The organism is Winogradskyella marincola (genome assembly GCF_029624125.1).
GTDB lineage: Bacteria > Bacteroidota > Bacteroidia > Flavobacteriales > Flavobacteriaceae > Winogradskyella > Winogradskyella marincola.
Genome location: NZ_JARSBN010000001.1, coordinates 203,901 through 224,667, shown reverse-complemented (window position 1 = coordinate 224,667; position 20,767 = coordinate 203,901). Strand labels below are relative to the sequence as shown.

At 35.1% G+C, this 20,767-nt stretch carries 12 protein-coding genes; 10 read left to right on the top strand and 2 right to left on the bottom strand.

Features of this window, described 5'->3' with window-relative positions:
- Position 1 precedes the first annotated feature (1 nt).
- The 9 genes from secE to P7122_RS01025 all read left to right on the top strand — a co-directional run bounded on the left by secE (position 2) and on the right by P7122_RS01025 (position 11,718).
- Positions 2 to 196, top strand: a complete 195-nt coding sequence (gene secE / locus P7122_RS01065) for a preprotein translocase subunit SecE (protein WP_278003930.1) — start codon at positions 2 to 4, stop codon at positions 194 to 196.
- A 19-nt stretch (positions 197 to 215) separates the two neighbouring features.
- Positions 216 to 761 (top strand): transcription termination/antitermination protein NusG, encoded by a 546-nt coding sequence (nusG, locus tag P7122_RS01060; protein WP_278003929.1) that lies wholly within the window; start codon positions 216 to 218, stop codon positions 759 to 761.
- A gap of 68 nt (positions 762 to 829) precedes the next feature.
- Positions 830 to 1,270 carry a 50S ribosomal protein L11 gene (rplK, locus tag P7122_RS01055; protein ID WP_278003928.1) on the top strand — a complete coding sequence of 147 codons (441 nt, stop codon included), beginning with the start codon at positions 830 to 832 and terminating at the stop codon, positions 1,268 to 1,270.
- A 10-nt stretch (positions 1,271 to 1,280) separates the two neighbouring features.
- Positions 1,281 to 1,970 (top strand): 50S ribosomal protein L1, encoded by a 690-nt coding sequence (gene rplA / locus P7122_RS01050; RefSeq protein ID WP_278003927.1) that lies wholly within the window; start codon positions 1,281 to 1,283, stop codon positions 1,968 to 1,970.
- A 19-nt stretch (positions 1,971 to 1,989) separates the two neighbouring features.
- Positions 1,990 to 2,511, top strand: a complete 522-nt coding sequence (rplJ, locus tag P7122_RS01045) for a 50S ribosomal protein L10 (RefSeq protein WP_138433091.1) — start codon at positions 1,990 to 1,992, stop codon at positions 2,509 to 2,511.
- Positions 2,512 to 2,571: 60 nt separating this feature from the next.
- Entirely contained in the window at positions 2,572 to 2,949 is a 378-nt protein-coding gene (rplL, locus tag P7122_RS01040; protein ID WP_278003926.1) for a 50S ribosomal protein L7/L12, read from the top strand.
- A gap of 123 nt (positions 2,950 to 3,072) precedes the next feature.
- Positions 3,073 to 6,885, top strand: coding sequence for a DNA-directed RNA polymerase subunit beta (gene rpoB, locus P7122_RS01035; protein WP_278003925.1), 3,813 nt, complete (start codon positions 3,073 to 3,075; stop codon positions 6,883 to 6,885).
- Between the two features lie 75 nt (positions 6,886 to 6,960).
- The gene (gene rpoC / locus P7122_RS01030) at positions 6,961 to 11,262 is read left to right on the top strand and encodes a DNA-directed RNA polymerase subunit beta' (protein WP_278003924.1); all 4,302 of its coding nucleotides are present in this window, start codon (positions 6,961 to 6,963) and stop codon (positions 11,260 to 11,262) included.
- A gap of 138 nt (positions 11,263 to 11,400) precedes the next feature.
- Complete coding sequence (locus P7122_RS01025) at positions 11,401 to 11,718, top strand: DUF3467 domain-containing protein (protein WP_278003923.1); 318 nt, start codon at positions 11,401 to 11,403, stop codon at positions 11,716 to 11,718.
- A gap of 389 nt (positions 11,719 to 12,107) precedes the next feature.
- Here the strand turns inward: P7122_RS01025 and P7122_RS01020 are convergent, their stop codons facing one another.
- Together P7122_RS01020 and P7122_RS01015 are read right to left on the bottom strand one after the other, a co-directional pair.
- Positions 12,108 to 12,338, bottom strand: coding sequence for a (4Fe-4S)-binding protein (locus tag P7122_RS01020; RefSeq protein ID WP_278003922.1), 231 nt, complete (start codon positions 12,336 to 12,338; stop codon positions 12,108 to 12,110).
- A gap of 140 nt (positions 12,339 to 12,478) precedes the next feature.
- A complete protein-coding gene (locus P7122_RS01015) occupies positions 12,479 to 14,068 on the bottom strand; it encodes a peptide chain release factor 3 (RefSeq protein WP_278003921.1) in 1,590 nt (529 codons plus the stop codon).
- 514 nt (positions 14,069 to 14,582) lie between these two features.
- Here P7122_RS01015 and P7122_RS01010 point away from each other — a divergent pair.
- Positions 14,583 to 20,767: beta strand repeat-containing protein (locus P7122_RS01010; protein ID WP_367575432.1), on the top strand; the 6,185-nt coding region annotated here is incomplete at its 3' end.

The following is a 20,767-nucleotide window of genomic DNA, read 5'->3' as shown; positions in this document are numbered from 1 at the left end:
AATGGCAGGATTAGTAACATATATAAAAGAATCATTCGAAGAGTTAAAGAACAACGTGTCTTGGACGCCTTGGCCAGAAGCTCAAAGATTGACTGTTATTGTAGCAGTATTTTCAATTATTTTTTCTTTAGCTATTTGGGGTGTAGATACTGTTTTTAGTAAAGCAGTAAAAGCATATTTCGATTTATTAAACTAACAAATACAACAAGCAAGAGATGTCAGATAAAAAGTGGTATGTTGTTAGAGCGGTAAGTGGTCAGGAAAATAAAATTAAGACCTACATAGAAAATGAAATCGCTAGATTAGGTTTAGAGGATTATGTAGATCAGGTTTTAGTTCCTACAGAGAAAGTAATTCAAATTCGTAACGGAAAGAAGATAAATAAAGAAAAAGTTTATTTTCCTGGTTACATAATGATACAAGCCAACTTAAGTGGTGAAATACCACACATCATCAAATCAATAACAAATGTTATTGGTTTTTTAGGTGAAACAAAAGGAGGTGATCCTGTGCCATTAAGACAGTCTGAAGTAAATAGAATGTTAGGTAAGGTAGATGAATTATCAATAGAAGCAGATGCTAATATTGCAATTCCATTTACAAAAGGGGAGACTGTAAAGGTTATAGATGGGCCATTCAATGGTTTTGATGGTACTATCGAAAAAATATTTGAAGAAAAGCGTAAGCTTGAGGTAATGGTGAAGATTTTTGGAAGAAAAACACCATTAGAGTTAAGCTATATGCAAGTAGAAAAGTTATAATAATTGTTACAATTAAGATAGCGTTAATCTTAGCTTCCAACAAAGATAAGCGCATTAAATTTTAGAAAATGGCAAAAGAACTAGACAAAGTAGTTAAGTTACAAGTTCGGGGAGGTGCTGCGAATCCATCGCCACCGGTTGGACCCGCTTTAGGTGCCGCTGGAGTTAATATCATGGAGTTCTGTAAGCAGTTTAATGCTAGAACCCAAGATAAACAAGGTAAGGTATTACCTGTGGTAATATCAGTTTACAAAGACAAATCTTTTGAATTTGTAATTAAAACACCACCAGCTGCAGTACAATTATTAGAAGCGGCCAAAGTAAAGAAAGGATCTGGAGAACCTAACCGACGTAAAGTAGCAAAAGTAACTTGGGATCAAGTTAGAACAATTGCAGAAGACAAAATGCAAGATTTAAATGCATTCGAAATCGGATCAGCTATGAAAATGGTAGCTGGTACTGCAAGATCGATGGGTATCACTGTTAAAGGAGGTGAAGCTCCAAACTAAATTTTTACAAATGGCAAGATTAACAAGAAAGCAAAAAGAAGCAAGAGCTAAAGTTGATAAAAATAAACTTTACTCTTTAGAAGAAGCTTCAGCTTTACTAAAAGAAATCACATACACTAAGTTTGATGCTTCAGTAGATTTAGCAGTAAGATTAGGTGTAGATCCACGTAAAGCCAATCAAATGGTTCGTGGTGTTGTTTCTTTACCACACGGTACAGGTAAAGACATGAAGGTTCTTGCATTAGTTACTCCAGATAAAGAAGCAGAAGCTAAAGAAGCTGGTGCTGACTTTGTTGGATTAGATGAGTACTTACAAAAAATTAAAGACGGTTGGACAGACGTAGACGTTATCGTTACTATGCCAAGCGTTATGGGTAAGTTAGGACCATTAGGTAGAGTATTAGGACCAAGAGGTCTTATGCCAAACCCTAAAACAGGAACAGTTACTATGGATATTGGTAAAGCTGTTAGTGAAGTTAAAGCTGGTAAAATTGACTTTAAAGTTGATAAAACAGGTATTGTACACGCACCAATAGGTAAAGCGTCTTTTAGTACAGATAAACTTGTTGGTAACGCTAACGAGTTGTTAACGACATTAATGAAGTTAAAACCAACTGCAGCTAAAGGTACTTACATGAAAAGTATTTACATGTCAAGTACTATGAGTCCAAGTATCGCAATAGAGACAAAAATAGGATAGTAGTTAAACTTAGAATATTATGACAAGAGAAGAAAAATCGGTAGTAATTGAAGAGTTGACTGCTCAGTTAGCAGATAATACTAATATCTATTTAACAGATATCTCAGGATTAGATGCAGCAACAACTTCAAATTTAAGAAGAGCTTGTTTCAAATCTAACATTAAGTTAGCTGTTGTTAAGAATACGCTTTTAGAGAAAGCTATGGAAGCATCGGAAAAAGATTTCGGTGACTTACCTACAACTTTAAAAGGAAATACTTCTGTAATGTATTCTGAAACAGGAAATGCTCCTGCAAAGGTTATAAAAGAATTTCGTAAGAAATCTGAAAAGCCTTTATTAAAAGGTGCTTTTATTGAAGAAGCAATTTACATAGGCGATGATTTATTAGATACATTAGTTGAAATTAAGTCTAGAGAAGAATTACTTGGTGAGATTGTTACATTGTTACAATCACCAGCTAAGAATGTTATCTCAGCACTTAAATCAGGTGGTGGTACAATCGCTGGTTTAGTTAAAACATTATCTGAAAGAGAAGGATAATTTATAACAAGAACACACTTAGAAATAAAAATAAAAACACACACATTAAAACAATAGAAAATGGCAGATTTAAAAGATTTCGCAGAACAATTAGTTAACTTAACAGTAAAAGAAGTTAACGAATTAGCAACAATATTAAAAGACGAGTACGGTATTGAGCCTGCTGCTGCAGCTGTAGCTGTTGCTGCTGGTGGAGCTGCTGCTGGTGGAGACGCTGCAGAAGAGCAAACTGAATTCGACGTAATTCTTAAGTCAGCAGGTGCTTCTAAATTAGCAGTTGTAAAGTTAGTTAAAGAATTAACTGGTTTAGGATTAAAAGATGCTAAAGGTTTAGTTGATGATGCACCAAGTACAATTAAAGAAGGTGTTTCTAAAGACGAAGCAGAAGGCTTAAAATCTTCTTTAGAAGAAGCTGGAGCTGAGGTTGAGCTTAAGTAAGCTCAGCTTAACCTACAACATATGGTTTAGGTCTGGAGAGTCCCTCCAAGACCTAAACCCTTTTGTGTATATAAACGTTATATACATTTTTTAGTTTTTATTTAATAAAAATCTCGTTCATCAATGTTAGCAAAAAAGGCTGAAAGAATTAATTTCTCTTCTATTGTAAATAGAACAGATTACCCAGACTTTTTGGATATTCAAATTAAGTCCTTCCAGGATTTTTTCCAATTAGAAACAAAGTCAGAAGCAAGAGAAAATGAAGGGTTGTACAATACCTTCATGGAAAACTTCCCTATTACAGATACTCGTAATCAATTTGTATTAGAATTTTTAGATTACTTTATCGATCCTCCACGCTACACCATAGAAGAGTGTATAGAAAGAGGATTAACATACAGTGTTCCTTTAAAAGCTAGATTAAAGCTATACTGTACAGATCCTGAACACGAAGATTTCGAAACAATCGTTCAAGATGTATATTTAGGTACAATTCCTTACATGACACCTAGTGGTACTTTCTGTATCAATGGAGCAGAGCGTGTAGTAGTATCTCAGTTACACCGTTCGCCTGGTGTATTCTTTAGCCAATCATTCCATGCTAATGGTACTAAGTTATATTCTGCAAGAGTAATTCCTTTCAAAGGTTCTTGGATAGAATTTGCTACAGATATCAATAGCGTAATGTATGCATACATTGATAGAAAGAAAAAATTACCAGTAACTACGCTTTTCCGTGCTATCGGTTTTGAGCGTGATAAAGATATTTTAGAAATATTTGATCTTGCAGAAGAAGTAAAAGTTTCTAAATCTGGATTAAAAAAAGTAATAGGTCGCAAACTTGCTGCACGTGTGCTTAACACATGGCACGAAGATTTCGTAGACGAAGATACAGGTGAAGTAGTATCTATTGAGCGTAACGAAATTGTTTTAGACCGTGATACAATTATAGACAAAGATAATATTGAAGAAATTCTTGAAGCTGGTGTAAAAACAGTTCTTTTACATAAAGAAAGCGCTCAACAAGGAGATTACGCAATTATTCATAATACATTACAAAAAGATCCAACAAATTCTGAAAAAGAAGCTGTTGAGCATATCTACCGTCAATTACGTAATGCAGAGCCGCCAGATGAGGAAACTGCGCGTGGTATTATTGACAAATTATTCTTCTCAGACCAACGTTACTCTTTAGGCGAAGTAGGTCGTTACAGAATGAACAAGAAATTAGGTTTAGATATCGGAATGGATAAGCAAGTGCTTACCAAAGAAGATATCATAACAATCATAAAATATTTAATTGAGCTTATTAACTCTAAAGCAGAGATTGATGATATCGATCACTTATCTAACCGTCGTGTACGTACTGTAGGTGAGCAGTTATCTTCTCAATTTGGTGTTGGTTTAGCTCGTATGGCTCGTACAATCCGCGAGCGTATGAACGTTCGTGATAACGAAGTATTTACTCCAATAGATTTAATTAATGCTAAGACTTTATCGTCTGTAATTAATTCTTTCTTTGGTACAAACCAGTTATCTCAGTTTATGGATCAAACCAATCCATTAGCAGAGATCACTCACAAACGTCGTTTATCTGCATTAGGACCAGGTGGTTTATCAAGAGAAAGAGCAGGTTTCGAGGTACGTGACGTTCACTATACACATTACGGACGTTTATGTCCTATTGAAACACCTGAAGGTCCAAACATTGGTTTGATTTCTTCTTTAGGTGTATATGCTAAGGTAAATTCAATGGGATTCATTGAAACACCATATAGAAAAGTTGACAACGGTGTTGTAGATATTAAAAATGCACCAACATACTTAAGTGCAGAGGAAGAAGAAGAGATGATGATTGCTCAAGCAACTGTAGAAGTTGATGAGAGTGGTAAAATTCAGCATGATAAAGTAATTGCACGTCAAGAAGGTGATTTCCCTGTGATTGAGCCAACAAGTGTTAACTACACTGATGTTGCACCAAACCAGATTGCATCTATTTCTGCATCTTTAATTCCATTCTTAGAGCATGATGATGCAAACCGTGCGTTAATGGGATCTAACATGATGCGTCAGGCTGTACCATTATTACGTCCTGAAGCACCAATTGTAGGTACTGGATTAGAGCGTCAAGTAGCATCAGATTCTAGAGTGTTAATTAATGCTGAAGGAGATGGTACTGTAGAGTATGTAGATGCTCAAAAAATTATAATTAAGTACGAACGTACAGAAGAAGAAGCTATGGTAAGCTTTGATAGCGATATTAAAGAATACCCATTAGTAAAATTCAGAAAAACGAACCAAGGTACTTCTATTAACTTAAAACCAATCGTTAGAAAAGGAGATAAAGTTTCTAAAGGTCAGGTTTTATGTGAAGGTTATGCTACTCAAAATGGAGAATTAGCACTTGGTAGAAATATGAAAGTAGCCTTTATGCCTTGGAAAGGGTATAACTTTGAGGATGCGATTGTAATTTCTGAAAAAGTAGTTCGTGACGATATATTTACTTCTATCCATATTGATGAGTATTCTCTAGAAGTTAGAGATACAAAATTAGGTAACGAAGAATTAACTAATGACATACCAAACGTTTCTGAAGAGGCTACCAAAGACTTAGATGAAAATGGTATGATCCGTGTTGGTGCTGAGATTAAGCCTGGTGATATTTTAATTGGTAAGATTACACCAAAAGGAGAATCTGATCCTACACCAGAAGAAAAATTACTTCGTGCAATATTTGGTGATAAAGCAGGTGATGTTAAAGATGCCTCTTTAAAAGCATCTCCATCATTAAATGGTGTTGTAATCGATAAGAAGTTATTCGCTAGAGCAGTAAAAGATAAGCGTAAGAGAGCTCAAGACAAAGAAGATATCGAGAAGCTAGAAGATGCTTACGATAACCGTTTTGATGACTTAAAAGCAATTTTAGTTGATAAACTATTCAATATCGTTAACGGTAAAACTGCACAAGGAATCTATAATGATTTAGGTGAAGAAATAATACCAAAAGGTAAAAAGTATACCTTAAAGATGTTAAATGCTGTAGATGACTATACTCACTTAACATCAGGTAAATGGACAACGGATGATCATACAAACGAATTAGTAGCAGATTTAATCCACAACTATAAGATCAAAGAAAATGATCTTCAAGGATCTTTAAGACGCGAGAAATTTACAATCTCTGTTGGTGATGAGTTACCTTCAGGAATTATAAAACTAGCAAAAGTTTACATCGCTAAAAAACGTAAACTTAAAGTTGGTGATAAGATGGCAGGTCGTCACGGTAACAAAGGTATTGTTGCACGTATTGTTCGTCAAGAAGATATGCCATTCTTAGAAGACGGAACACCTGTAGATATCGTACTAAACCCATTAGGTGTACCTTCTCGTATGAATATTGGTCAGATTTATGAAACCGTATTAGGTTGGGCAGGTCAGAAGTTAAACAGAACTTATGCAACTCCAATTTTTGATGGTGCAACATTAGATCAGATTAATGGCTTTACAGATGAAGCTGGTGTACCAAGATTTGGTCATACCTATTTATATGATGGTGGTACAGGAGATCGTTTTGACCAACCTGCAACAGTAGGTGTAATCTATATGATTAAGTTAGGTCACATGATTGACGATAAGATGCACGCACGTTCTATAGGTCCTTACTCATTAATTACACAGCAACCATTAGGTGGTAAAGCACAATTTGGTGGTCAGCGTTTTGGTGAGATGGAGGTATGGGCACTTGAAGCTTATGGCGCATCAAGTACATTACGTGAAATCTTAACTGTAAAATCAGATGACGTAATAGGTAGAGCAAAAACTTACGAAGCTATCGTTAAGGGAGAGCCAATGCCAGAACCAGGACTACCTGAATCATTCAATGTATTAATGCATGAATTAAAAGGTTTAGGATTAGATATTAGATTAGAAGAATAAAAAAATAGTAGGCAGTCGTCAGTATACAGTAAAAGCTGTGTACTGAAGACTGAAGACTGAATACTATAAAATAACATGGCAAGAAAACAAGATAAGAATACAGTACAGAAATTTAATAAAATTTCTATTGGTTTAGCATCTCCAGAATCTGTTTTGGCAGCTTCTCGTGGTGAAGTATTAAAGCCAGAGACTATCAATTATCGAACTCACAAACCTGAACGTGATGGTTTGTTCTGTGAGCGTATTTTTGGTCCTGTAAAGGATTTTGAGTGTGCTTGTGGTAAATATAAAAGAATACGTTACAAGGGTATTGTTTGTGACCGTTGTGGTGTAGAAGTAACAGAAAAGAAAGTACGTAGAGACAGAGTAGGGCATATTAACTTAGTTGTTCCTGTAGCTCATATCTGGTACTTCCGTTCTTTACCAAACAAAATAGGTTACCTTCTTGGATTACCATCTAAGAAGTTAGATATGATCATTTATTACGAACGTTACGTGGTTATTCAACCAGGTAATGCAATGAATGCAGAAGGTGAGCCTGTACAAAAAATGGATTTCTTAACAGAAGAAGAATATCTTAATATTTTAGAGTCTCTTCCACAAGAAAACCAATATTTAGAAGATACAGACCCTAACAAATTCATCGCTAAGATGGGTGCTGAGTGTCTTATCGATTTATTAGCTAGAATTGACTTAGATCAATTATCTTATGAGTTAAGACACAAAGCTAATAACGAAACATCTAAACAACGTAAAACAGAAGCTTTAAAGCGTCTTCAAGTTGTTGAAGCTTTTAGAGAGTCTAACGAAAATAGAGAGAACAGACCAGAGTGGATGATCATGAAGGCTGTTCCTGTAATTCCACCAGAATTAAGACCATTAGTGCCATTAGATGGTGGACGTTTTGCAACTTCAGATTTAAATGATCTTTACCGTCGTGTAATTATCCGTAACAACCGTCTTAAGAGATTGGTTGAGATAAAAGCACCAGAAGTGATTTTACGTAATGAGAAGCGTATGTTACAAGAATCTGTAGATTCATTATTTGATAACACACGTAAATCATCTGCTGTAAAAACAGATTCTAACAGACCATTAAAATCTTTATCAGATTCATTAAAAGGTAAGCAAGGACGTTTCCGTCAAAACTTACTTGGTAAGCGTGTTGATTACTCTGCACGTTCTGTAATTGTTGTAGGACCAGAATTAAAATTATTCGAGTGTGGATTGCCAAAAAATATGGCAGCAGAGCTTTACAAGCCTTTTATCATTAGAAAATTAATTGAAAGAGGGATTGTAAAAACTGTAAAATCTGCAAAGAAAATTATAGATAGAAAAGAGCCTGTTGTTTGGGATATCTTAGAGAATGTTCTTAAAGGACATCCAGTATTACTCAACCGTGCTCCTACGCTTCACAGACTTGGTATCCAAGCATTCCAGCCAAAACTTATCGAAGGTAAAGCGATTCAGTTACACCCATTAGTGTGTACGGCATTTAACGCGGATTTCGATGGTGACCAGATGGCAGTGCATTTACCATTAGGACCAGAAGCAATCTTAGAAGCTCAACTTTTAATGTTAGCTTCTCACAATATATTAAACCCTGCAAATGGTTCGCCTGTAACAGTACCTTCTCAGGATATGGTACTTGGTCTTTATTACATGACTAAGTTACGTAAGACTGATAAAGATTTTACTGTAAAAGGTGAAGGTTTAACGTTCTACTCTCCAGAAGAAGTAACTATTGCTTATAATGAGAAGAAAGTAGACCTTAACGCAGGTATTAAAGTAAGAACAAAAGACTTTAACGAAGCAGGAGAGTTAACTACTCAAATTATTGAAACTACTGTAGGTCGTGTACTTTTCAACGAAAAAGTACCAGAAGCAGCAGGTTACATTAATGAGGTATTAACTAAGAAATCTTTAAGAGATATTATCGGTAATATTTTAAAAGTAACTTCTGTACCTGAAACAGCTGAGTTCTTAGATGAAATTAAGACTTTAGGATATAAGTTTGCATTCCAAGGTGGATTATCTTTCAGTTTAGGTGATATTATTATACCTAAAGAAAAGCATGATATGATTGATGCTGCCAACAAGCAAGTAGATGGTATTATGGGTAACTATAATATGGGTCTTATTACCAATAACGAACGTTATAACCAAGTTATTGATATCTGGACTTCTACTAACGCAGAGTTAACTGAATTATCTATGAAGCGTATCCGTGAGGATCAACAAGGATTTAACTCGGTATTTATGATGTTAGACTCTGGTGCTCGTGGATCTAAAGAACAGATTCGTCAGTTAACAGGTATGCGTGGATTAATGGCAAAACCTAAAAAATCTAACGCAGGTGGTGGAGAGATTATTGAAAACCCAATTCTTTCTAACTTTAAAGAAGGTCTATCAATTTTAGAATACTTTATCTCTACTCACGGTGCTCGTAAAGGTCTTGCGGATACGGCTCTTAAAACAGCCGATGCAGGTTACTTAACACGTCGTCTAGTAGATGTGTCACAAGATGTTATTGTTTATGAAGAAGATTGTGGTACATTAAGAGGTATTGAAGTATCTGCACTTAAGAAGAACGAAGAAGTTGTAGAAAAATTAGAAGCAAGAATTGTTGGTAGAACATCATTAAACGATGTATACGATCCACATACAGAAGAATTAATTGTAGAAGCTGGTGGTCACATAAATGATGCCATTGCTAAGCAAATTGGTGATTCTGCAATAGAATCTATAGAAGTACGTTCACCATTATCTTGTGAGGCTAAAAAAGGTATCTGTGTTAAATGTTACGGACGTAACCTTGCAACTGGTAAAATGGTTCAAAGAGGTGAGGCTGTAGGTGTAGTTGCTGCTCAATCTATTGGTGAGCCTGGTACACAGCTTACATTACGTACATTCCACGTAGGTGGTATTGCAGGTAACATTTCTGAAGAGAATAAATTAACAGTGAAGTTTGAAGGTATCGCAGAAATCGATGATCTTAAAACTGTTAAAACTAAAGATAACGAAGGAAACGAAGTTGATGTTGTTATCTCTAGAACTTCAGAATTAAAGTTAACAGACGCTAAAACAGGTATTGTTTTAAGTACAAATAACATTCCTTATGGTTCTCATATCTTCGTTAAGCCAGGTGCTAAAGTGAAGAAAGGAGATGTAATCTGCCAGTGGGATCCATATAACGGTGTAATTATTTCAGAATTTGCTGGTAAAGTGAAGTATGAAAACATCGAACAAGGTGTAACTTACCAAGTAGAGATTGATGAACAAACAGGTTTCCAAGAAAAAGTAATTTCAGAATCTAGAAACAAGAAGTTGATTCCAACATTATTGATTGAAGATTCTAAAGGCGAAACTATCCGTTCTTACAACTTACCAGTAGGTGCTCACATAATGATTGATGATGGAGATAAGATTGAAGTAGGTAAGATTTTAGTTAAGATACCTCGTAAATCTGCTAAAGCAGGTGATATTACTGGTGGTCTTCCTCGTGTAACTGAGTTATTCGAAGCACGTAACCCATCTAACCCAGCTGTTGTAAGTGAGATTGATGGTGTAGTATCATTTGGTAAGATTAAGCGTGGTAACCGCGAGATTATAATCGAGTCTAAGTTAGGTGAGGTTAAGAAATACTTAGTGAAATTATCTAACCAGATTCTTGTACAAGAAAATGATTATGTAAAAGCAGGTATGCCATTATCTGATGGTTCTGTAACACCAAACGATATCCTTAACATTAAAGGCCCTTCTGCAGTACAACAATACTTAGTAAACGAGGTACAAGAAGTATACCGTTTACAAGGTGTAAAGATTAACGATAAACACTTCGAAGTTGTTGTAAGACAGATGATGCGTAAAGTTAGAATTATGGATTCTGGTGATACTATTTTCTTAGAAAATCAATTAGTACACAAATCAGATTTCATTGAAGAAAATGATAAGATTTTCGGAATGAAAGTGATTGAAGACGCTGGTGATTCTCAGAATTTAAAATCAGGTCAAATTGTAACAGTACGTCAGTTAAGAGATGAAAACTCTAGCTTAAGAAGAGAAGACAAAAATCTTGTAACGGCAAGAGATGCTCAACCAGCAACTGCTACACCTATATTACAAGGTATAACAAGAGCTTCACTTCAAACGAAGTCATTTATCTCGGCTGCATCGTTCCAGGAAACTACTAAGGTTCTTAACGAAGCTGCTGTAAATGGTAAGATTGATACTTTAGAAGGACTTAAAGAAAACGTAATTGTTGGTCATAGAATACCAGCAGGTACAGGTGTTAGAGATTACGACAACATCATAGTAGGTTCTAAAGAGGAGTTTGACCAAATGATGAAAGCTAAAGAAGAAATGAACTTTAACTAGAAGTTTATTATAACTGTAAAATCTAAGATTAACTAATTCTTTTTTGAATAGTAATCTTAGAGGATAACAGAAATGTAAATAAATAAAAGCCTTCATTCTATTAAGTTTGAAGGCTTTTTTAATTTTAAATAAGTAATTATGTCAGAAGAAAAAAAGAACCCAAAGAAAGGACAAATCAATATAGAGTTAGACGAAAAGGTTGCAGAAGGTACCTATTCTAATTTAGCAATTATTAACCATTCTGTTTCAGAATTTGTTGTAGATTTTGTTAGTATAATGCCAGGTACACCAAAAAGCAAAGTTAAATCACGTATAATTTTAACGCCTCAACATGCAAAGCGTTTATTAAAAGCTTTAGGCGATAATGTATCTCGTTTTGAAAAAGCGCATGGTGAAATCAAAGATTACGAGCAACCACCAATTCCGTTGAATTTCGGTCCAACTGGCCAGGCTTAAATATAGAATTTGTGGTTGAGAGAAATGTTTCCATTTGTCAACCACCAATTCCGTTGAATTTCGGTCCAACAGGTCAAGCATAAAAAAATGAATTTGTGGTTATTCGAAATATTTTTGATAATAACCCTATTTCTTTTATTATTTAAGTAGAAAAAAGCACTATAGTTATATTCTATTGTTTTGTTTGTTTTTATTTCAAAACACAATAGAAAATAAGCTTTTAAAATATGATTTAATGGATTTAAAATAAAAAGTAATGCAATTCATTGATGGAACATAAAAGTGTTCTTAAAACCCTTTAATTAGTCGTTTTAGTTTTTTTACCATAATAAATAAAAAATCCTTGCAGTTTTTTACTACAAGGATTTTTTATTACTCAAAAAGTAATCTTAAGCTACATCTTTTTGATGAAGGTGATACTTTAATGCACCAGATGGACATTTTTTAATCTGATTAATAATAACATCCGTTTGAGCACCATCTAAATCAATCCAAGGTATCACAGAGTTTCTAAATACTTCTGACAGTTGTCTAGCGCAAATACCTGCATTTACACAACAACGAGGTTCGTAGGTTACAGTAATATCCTTATTACTGAACATGTTTGCATTTATATCCATAATAAGCAGAATAATTTGGGGTTAACTTTAATATCAAACAAAAATATTGACAATCAATATTAAATAAAACATCGTTTAAAAGCAAATTTTCCCGACAAACAACGCTGTAATTTAACTTAATTGTAACGCTTTCTTACATTTTACTCAAATTCTGAGGTCATATGAAAGGTAATACTTGGGTATTTTTGCTGTGTCATTTGTAATGTAAACATAGAGTCTGCTAAAAACACAAGTTGATTCTGCTTGTCTTTAGCTAGATAGCGTTGTTTTACTCTTAAGAAGTCTTTGTACTCTTCACTTTTTTCATTGTCTGTATGTACCCAACAAGCTTTATGAACATTAAGATTTTCGTAAGTACATTTAGCTCCATACTCATGCTCTAATCTATACTGTATAACTTCGTACTGTAGTGCTCCTACGGTACCGATAACTTTACGACCATTAAAATCTAATGTAAATAACTGTGCTACACCTTCGTCCATTAACTGGTCTATTCCTTTATAAAGCTGTTTTGCTTTCATAGGGTCTGCATTGTTAATGTATCTAAAATGCTCAGGTGAAAAACTAGGAATACCTTTGTAATTTAGTACTTCACCTTCTGTTAATGTATCACCAATTTTAAAGTTTCCAGAGTCTTGTAATCCCACTATATCACCAGGATATGAGATATCTACGATCTCTTTTTTTTCTGCAAAAAATGCATTTGGACTAGAGAACTTAAGCTTTTTATTATGTCTTACATGCAAGTAAGGAGTGTTTCGTTTAAACTCACCAGAAACTATTTTAACAAATGCTAAACGATTTCTGTGATTTGGATCCATATTAGCATGAATCTTAAATACAAAACCAGAAAATTGTGTTTCATCAGGTTCTACTAATCGTTCTTCGCTATGCTTTGCTCTTGGTTTAGGTGCTATTTCTACGAAACAATCTAATAATTCTCGTACTCCAAAATTATTTAAAGCAGAACCAAAGAATACAGGTTGTAGGTTTCCTTTTAAGTAGGCCTCTTTATCAAATTCAGGATATATGCCATCTACTAATTCTATTTCGTCTCTTAGAGTTTGTGCCGCTTTATTACCAACAAGTTTATCTAATTCTTCAGAATTTAAATCAGAGATTTCAACAGTATCATTAATATGTTGTTTGCTGTCTCCTTTAAATAGATTTACGTTCTTTTCCCAAATATTGTAAATACCTTTAAAGTCATAACCCATACCTATAGGAAAACTCAGAGGTGTAACTTTTAGTCCTAGTTTTTGCTCAACTTCATCCAATAAATCAAAAGCGTCTTTACCTTCTCTATCTAGTTTGTTGATAAAGACAATCATAGGAATATTACGCATTCTACAAACTTCAACCAATTTTTCGGTTTGTTCCTCAACACCTTTGGCAACATCTATAACTACAATTACACTATCTACGGCAGTTAATGTTCTAAAAGTATCTTCAGCAAAATCTTTATGTCCAGGAGTATCAAGAATATTAATTTTTATGCCATTATATTCAAACGCTAACACAGATGTAGCAACAGAGATACCACGTTGGCGCTCTATTTCCATAAAGTCACTTGTAGCGCCTTTCTTTATTTTGTTACTTTTTACAGCACCTGCTTCTTGTATAGCTCCACCAAAAAGTAGAAGCTTTTCTGTTAACGTAGTTTTACCTGCATCTGGATGCGAAATGATACCAAATGTTCGTCTTCTATTTATTTCTTGTTTAAAACTCATCACGAAAAATTAAAAGAGCAAAAATAGTAATTACAAACATATATATGTATAAAATCCACCATTCATCGAGTCACTAAATCCATTTGTCATACGATATATGTCATTCAACTAAAAGCAAAGTTTAATATTAACTATTTGGTAATTTTGTAGTTATATTTCGGTAAAAATTCAATTATTTCTTTTGTATTTTTACATTATTGAAATTCTGGTATTAATTTTCTTACTAAATAAAATTTGAAATTGATTAGTAGTATGTCTTCAAGTTTTTTTAGTTAATTATAAGTGACTGTTAAGAGTTGAATGAGTCTAAATATAAGATTAAACTCTTTTCGTGAAAATTCGTACAAAAAAAATTGCTTTTTTACTTTTTGTCGAATATATTTGCATTTAATCGATGTTTTGTTCATCGATTTATAAAAATTGAATTATACATCAACTATATAATAATATGAAAATCTCTACACGATTCTCTTTAAAGTCTATAGCTATTAATCTAGTTATAGTTTTTTCTTTTTTGACATTTTCACAAGTTTTTTCACAGACGAACATTGGAGGTGTGGTAAATGATTACGAATCTATTATCACAGTTAATAATCCAGGTTGCTCGGAGTGTGATACAAATCCAGCTTGTTTAAATCAGATTGAAGTTGCTGATGCTTCGGACTTCTCAGTTGGAGACAAAGCTTTAATTGTTCAGCTTAAAGGTGCAACTATAGATCAAACTAATACTGCCAATGGTGGAATGATTATAGATTTAGGGAGTGCAGGAAATTATGAATTTTTTGATATTGGTTCAATCTCAGGAAATTTAATTTATCCTGAAACTCCTTTAAAAAATGTATATGATAGTTCTGGATTATTACAATTAGTAAGAGTACCTGTTTATGATGGTGATGTTACTATTACATCAGAACTACAAGCACAACCTTGGGATGATGTAGCAAATGAAGGTGGTATAATTGCTCTTTTTGTAAATGGAACATTAACATTAAATGCTGATGTTAATGCTGCAGGTGCTGGTTTTATTGGTGTTGAGATGACTACAAATGGAACACCAGATGATTGCTCTATAGCACCTAATGCACAGTACAATTTACCAGCAGGTAATTCTGATAGCTGGTTTAAAGGAGGTGGTGTTGCTGTGGCAGGACCAAACAATCAGAAGGGAAGATCACCTCTAGGAAATGGTGGTGGTTCTGGTGTTTCAGGAGATTCTGGTGGTGGTGGTGGTGCCAACTATGGAGCTGGAGGTGTAGGAGGTAATAGATGGTGTGACTACGGAACAGCTGCAGGTGGTATTGGAGGAAATGGTCTTGCTACTTTTATAGAAAATCAGAACAAAGTATTTTTTGGTGGTGCAGGAGGTACCGGTTTTGTTACAACTAATAATCCATCTCAAGCTTCAAATGGAGGTGGAATAGTAGTGTTAAGAGCTGATGAAATTGTAGGAAACGGCTTCACTATCAACGCTTCAGGTGCAGATGCCTTAGCTATAAATCCCGTTGGACAACCCGATGGTGGTGGTGGAGGTGGTGCCGGAGGATCTGTGGCATTTGATGTTAAATCATATTCTGGTACGCTTAATATAAACATTAGTGGTGGTGATGGTCAAACATTAAACACTGATATAGTTCACGGTCCTGGAGGCGGTGGAGGAGGTGGTGTGTTTCTGCACAACTTGTCTGCTGTTCCTGCTGGGATAACAATAGACCTTTCTGCAGGTACGGCTGGTACTCATTCAGGTGCGCAAAGTACTAATTCTAATGGCGCTACTGATGGATCTCCAGGTGGAATAATCAATTATTATACACTTATTGAAACAATAAACACAGATAATAACTTAGGTACTGATGATGGTATTTCGGATTTTTGTGATTTAGATTCTGATAATGATGGAATTTTAGATTCTGTTGAAGATGGAGGAACAGGTGTAGATCCTTCTCTAGATGCCGATGGTGATGGTATACCAAACTATCTGGACCAGAGTGATCCAGGTGTTCCAGCTTTTGTAGATGCAAATGGAGATGGAGTTAATGATGTTTACGATACTGATGGAGATGGGACGCCAGATTTTCAAGATTTAGATAGTGATAATGATGGTTGCTTCGATTCTATAGAGTCGGGAGGAACGGATTCTAATAATGATGGTGCTTTAGATGGTGATGGATTTAATGCTTCAGGTCAAGTTACTACAGGTGGTGCAATTACTGATGGCTATGATGGCTATACAGGAAATGAAACAAATGCTACTCAAGTAAATTATACACCACCTACTAACCAAACGGAGGTTGCAGGTGAAACCGTTACTTTCGAGGTAGTTAACCCAACTATAACAACTTCAAATGTCTATACAGGTTCAGCACCTAATACCACACCAGATTATAGTGATCCTTCAGCAACTACAGTAACTACTGGTTTCATATACCAATGGTATTTAGGCGATCCATCAACAACAGGTGTGCCACTATCAAATGACGCAACATACTCTGGTGTTAATACGGCGAGTTTAAATGTAGTTACAGATTTATCACAGGATGGTAATCAGTACTGTGTTGTGGTGACCAATACAAATAACTCTTGCGAAAACATTTCTTGTGCATCATTAACTGTTTTAGATCCTTGTGATGCAGCAGCTTCAGGTAATCCTGATAATGACGGAGATAACGTAAGTGATGAGTGTGATATTGATAATGACAATGATGGAATTTTAGATAGCATTGAAGGGGCTTGTTATATACAATCAGACCCTTCATTAGATAATTTTGATTTACCAGTTCAACCAAACGTTAATGATAACAACATTTTAACGTCTTCTTTTAATGGTTGGACAACCCAAAATGGTAGTCAGTTTAATATCATTAGAGTAGACGGAACAGGTTATGCACCAGGTCCAGATAATGCGCATTCTGGTGATCAATATGTTGATATTGCAGGTGCAAATGATTTTCCTATTAGAGAGTTTACAATCACAGAGCCAAGTGTAATTAGTGCTTCTGCGTGGTTTGCAAATAGAGATACAGCAGTAAATCCAGGTGGTTATACACCCTGGGATGCTAGGATAGAAATATTAGACGTAACTAATACTGTTTTAACTCAAGGTAATATTATCAGTTTTACATTGGCGACAGATCCAGAAGAATGGTTTCAGTCCCAAATATTTGATTTTGCTTTACCTAATCCAGGAACATATAGAATTAGAGTGTATGTAGATGATTATGGACACTTTGATACTGCAGAATTCTGTATCTCAACAGATACAGATGCAGATGGTGTGTCAGATTATTTAGATCTAGATTCAGATAATGATGGTATTTATGACATTGTTGAAGCTGGTAATGGTTCTCTAGATACAAATGGCGATGGTGTTATAGATAGCAATGACGCAATTTTTAGTGATGGTGACGGTAATGGTGCAGATGATACAGCAGAAGGTACAACACCTATAGATACTTTAAGTGATGGAAGCTATGATTTCCAAAATACAGATAGTGATGGAGATGGATGTTCTGATGCTAATGAAGCTTATGATGATATTAATGCAGATGGTGGTGATGGTGATCAATTTGGTACAGGTGATCCATCGACTGTAAATTCAAGCAATGGTTTAGTTACTGAAACAGGTGTTGATTATTCAACAGGGACTAATGCAGCGGTTACTGATAATTCAACGATGTCAGCATGTCTAACAATTACAGCAAATGATGACGATTTTTCTTCAGCACCTATAAGTAGTATAGTAGCAGGTACAACCGCTAGTGTTTTTGGAGACAATGGTAATGGCACAGATTTAGCTGATGGTGTTGCGGCTACCAATGCAAATATTTCTAATAATATTAGCATTAGTGATGACGATGGAATGACTGGTGTTACTATCAATAATAATGGAACAATTGTAGTTCCACCTAACACACCAGACGGAACATATTTTGTAGAGTACACCATTTGTTTACAGGTAGATAATACAGTATGTGATTCTGCAATTGCAACAATTGTTGTAGCAACTATAGACCCTTGCAATGCTGTTGCTTCAGGTAATTTAGATACAGATGGAGATGGAGTTAGTGACTATTGTGATCAAGATGATGATAACGATGGTATATTAGATACGTATGATATAGATTGTGCAGGAGGGCCTATTGCTCTAGGACAAACTTTCTCAGATGCTACAGGTTCTAACTTTAATCCAGAATATATAAATAATGTATATGCTTATGGAGGTGCAGATGTTACTTTTGGTTATGAATTACAAGGAGGTGCAGCATGGAATGGTGGTGTCTCTAGTCAGAATAATGGAGCTATTTTACCAGATGGAGAGTACATTAATACAATTCCAGATGGCACAAGTTTCCCAGATGGAAGAACAGCTTTATATTATTTTACATTCTCAGAACCAGTTTATAATGTAAACTTTAAATTAGGAGGATTAGATGATTTTGATAGAGCAGATTTTGAAGCCTCTAATGGTGTAGATGTTCTTCCTGTAAGTATTTCAGATATTAATGTTGGTGCCAATTTAACTATTAATGGTCAAAGCGCTATTACAGGATCTTCAGCAAATGCTAACGCTCCTTCTAATAGTATTCAAGTTCAGGTTTCGGGACCTGTAACAGAAATAAGAGTAAGAGTAGGTAAGCAAGATGGTAGTGTAGGTGATGTAGAACTACAGTTCTATGAGTTTGAATATTGTGTTGCTATAGATACAGATGGAGATGGTGTTAATGATATTGTTGACTTAGATTCAGATAACGATGGTATTTACGATGTAGATGAAGTAGGTGGAGTAGATGCAAATAATGATGGTATGGCAGATGGTGCAGTAGGTGCAACGACAGGTATACCAGCAACAGCAGGATCAGGAATAACACCTGTAGATACTCTAAACGATGGTAGTTTCGATTATCAAAACACTGATAGTGATGGAGATGGATGTCCAGATGCCAATGAAGCATACGGAAATGTGACAGCAGCAGGTTCAGATGGAGGGCAATTTGGAGAACCAGATCCTGCTAATGTAGATTCAGACGGTTTGGTTTTAGAAGGTGAAGTTAACTATGATGTTGGAACAAATACAGCTGTAACAAATCCATTACTTTCACCTGCGTGTAATCCATGTGATGCTACTATTTCAGGAAATGAAGATAACGATGGTGATAACGTTTCAGATATTTGTGATGTAGATGATGATAACGATGGAATCTTAGATATATATGAACTAAATTGTTCTTCAGGTCCTGTAGCTCTAGGTCAAACTTTTTCAGATAATACAGGTTCAAACTTTAATCCAGAATTTATACCAAATTTATTTCCATATAATGGAGCAAGTGTAACTTTTGGTTATGAGCTAAGAGGTGGTGTCGCATGGAATAGTACTGGTGTGTCTAGTCAAAATAATGTCGCTATTTTGCCTGATGGTGAATATATTAATACAATACCAGATGGAACTGATTTTCCTAATGGAGAAGTTGTAAATTATTATTTCACATTCACGGAGCCTGTTTATAATGTTAATTTCAAAGTTGGTGGAATAGACGACTTTGATAGAGCAGATTTTGTAGCAACAAATGGCGCACAGAACATCCCAGTTAGTATCACAGATATTAATGTTGGAGCTAACCTTACAATTAATGGACAAAGTGCAGTTACAGGTTCTTCTGCAAATGCTAATGCACCATTTAATAGTATTCAAATTGAAATACAAGGGCCAGTAACAGAGGTTGTTGTAACAGTTGGAAAACAAGATGGTAGTGTTGGTGATGTTGAACTTCAGTTTTATGAATTTGAATACTGTCTTGGCTTAGATACAGATGGAGATGGTGTTGATGATATTTTTGATTTAGATTCTGATAATGATGGTATTTACGATGTAGATGAATCAGGAAATGGAGCTTTAGATACAAATGGTGATGGAATTTTAGATTCAAATGATACAGGTTTTAATGATGGTGATGGAAATGGAGCAGACGATACAGCTGAAGCTACAACTCCAATAGACACACTATCTGATGGAAGTTACGATTTCCAAAATACAGATAGCGATGGCGACAGTTGTCCTGATGCTAACGAAGCTTATGATAATCCTTTTGTTTCAGGTTCTGATGGTGGTCAATTTGGAGAGCCAGATCCAGCATCAGTAGATTCTAATACTGGTTTAGTTACTGAAACAGGTGTTGATTATTCAACAGGCACAAGTGCAGCAGTTACTAATCCTGCTATAGCAACAAGTTGTGTTATTAATCCAAGTATTGTAACAACTAAAGCATTTGCAAATATTGATGGAAATGCATTAACAACAGAATATAGTGCAGTTGGTGAGGTTATTAATTATACAATTACATTAACTAATAACGGAAATGTAAATGTTTATAATCCAACAATGGCAGATACTACAGCTGATGTAGCACCTGTTAGAGGTGCAGATGCTCCAGGTAATGATGATGGAATACTTGATGTTGGTGAGACATGGACATATACTGTATCTCACACAGTAACACAAGCAGATTTAGATAATGGTTCGTATACCAATACAGCAGAAGCAGATGGTTCTGCCGATACTACTAATGATGGTTCGGGCGATACACCTGTTGATAATGATGATAGCGAAACAGTAAATGGAATAGAAGACCCAAGTATCGAAGCGGTTAAGACTGTAGCGATCACGAATGACGTCGCACCAGTAGGAGCAAGTTTAGGAGATACAGT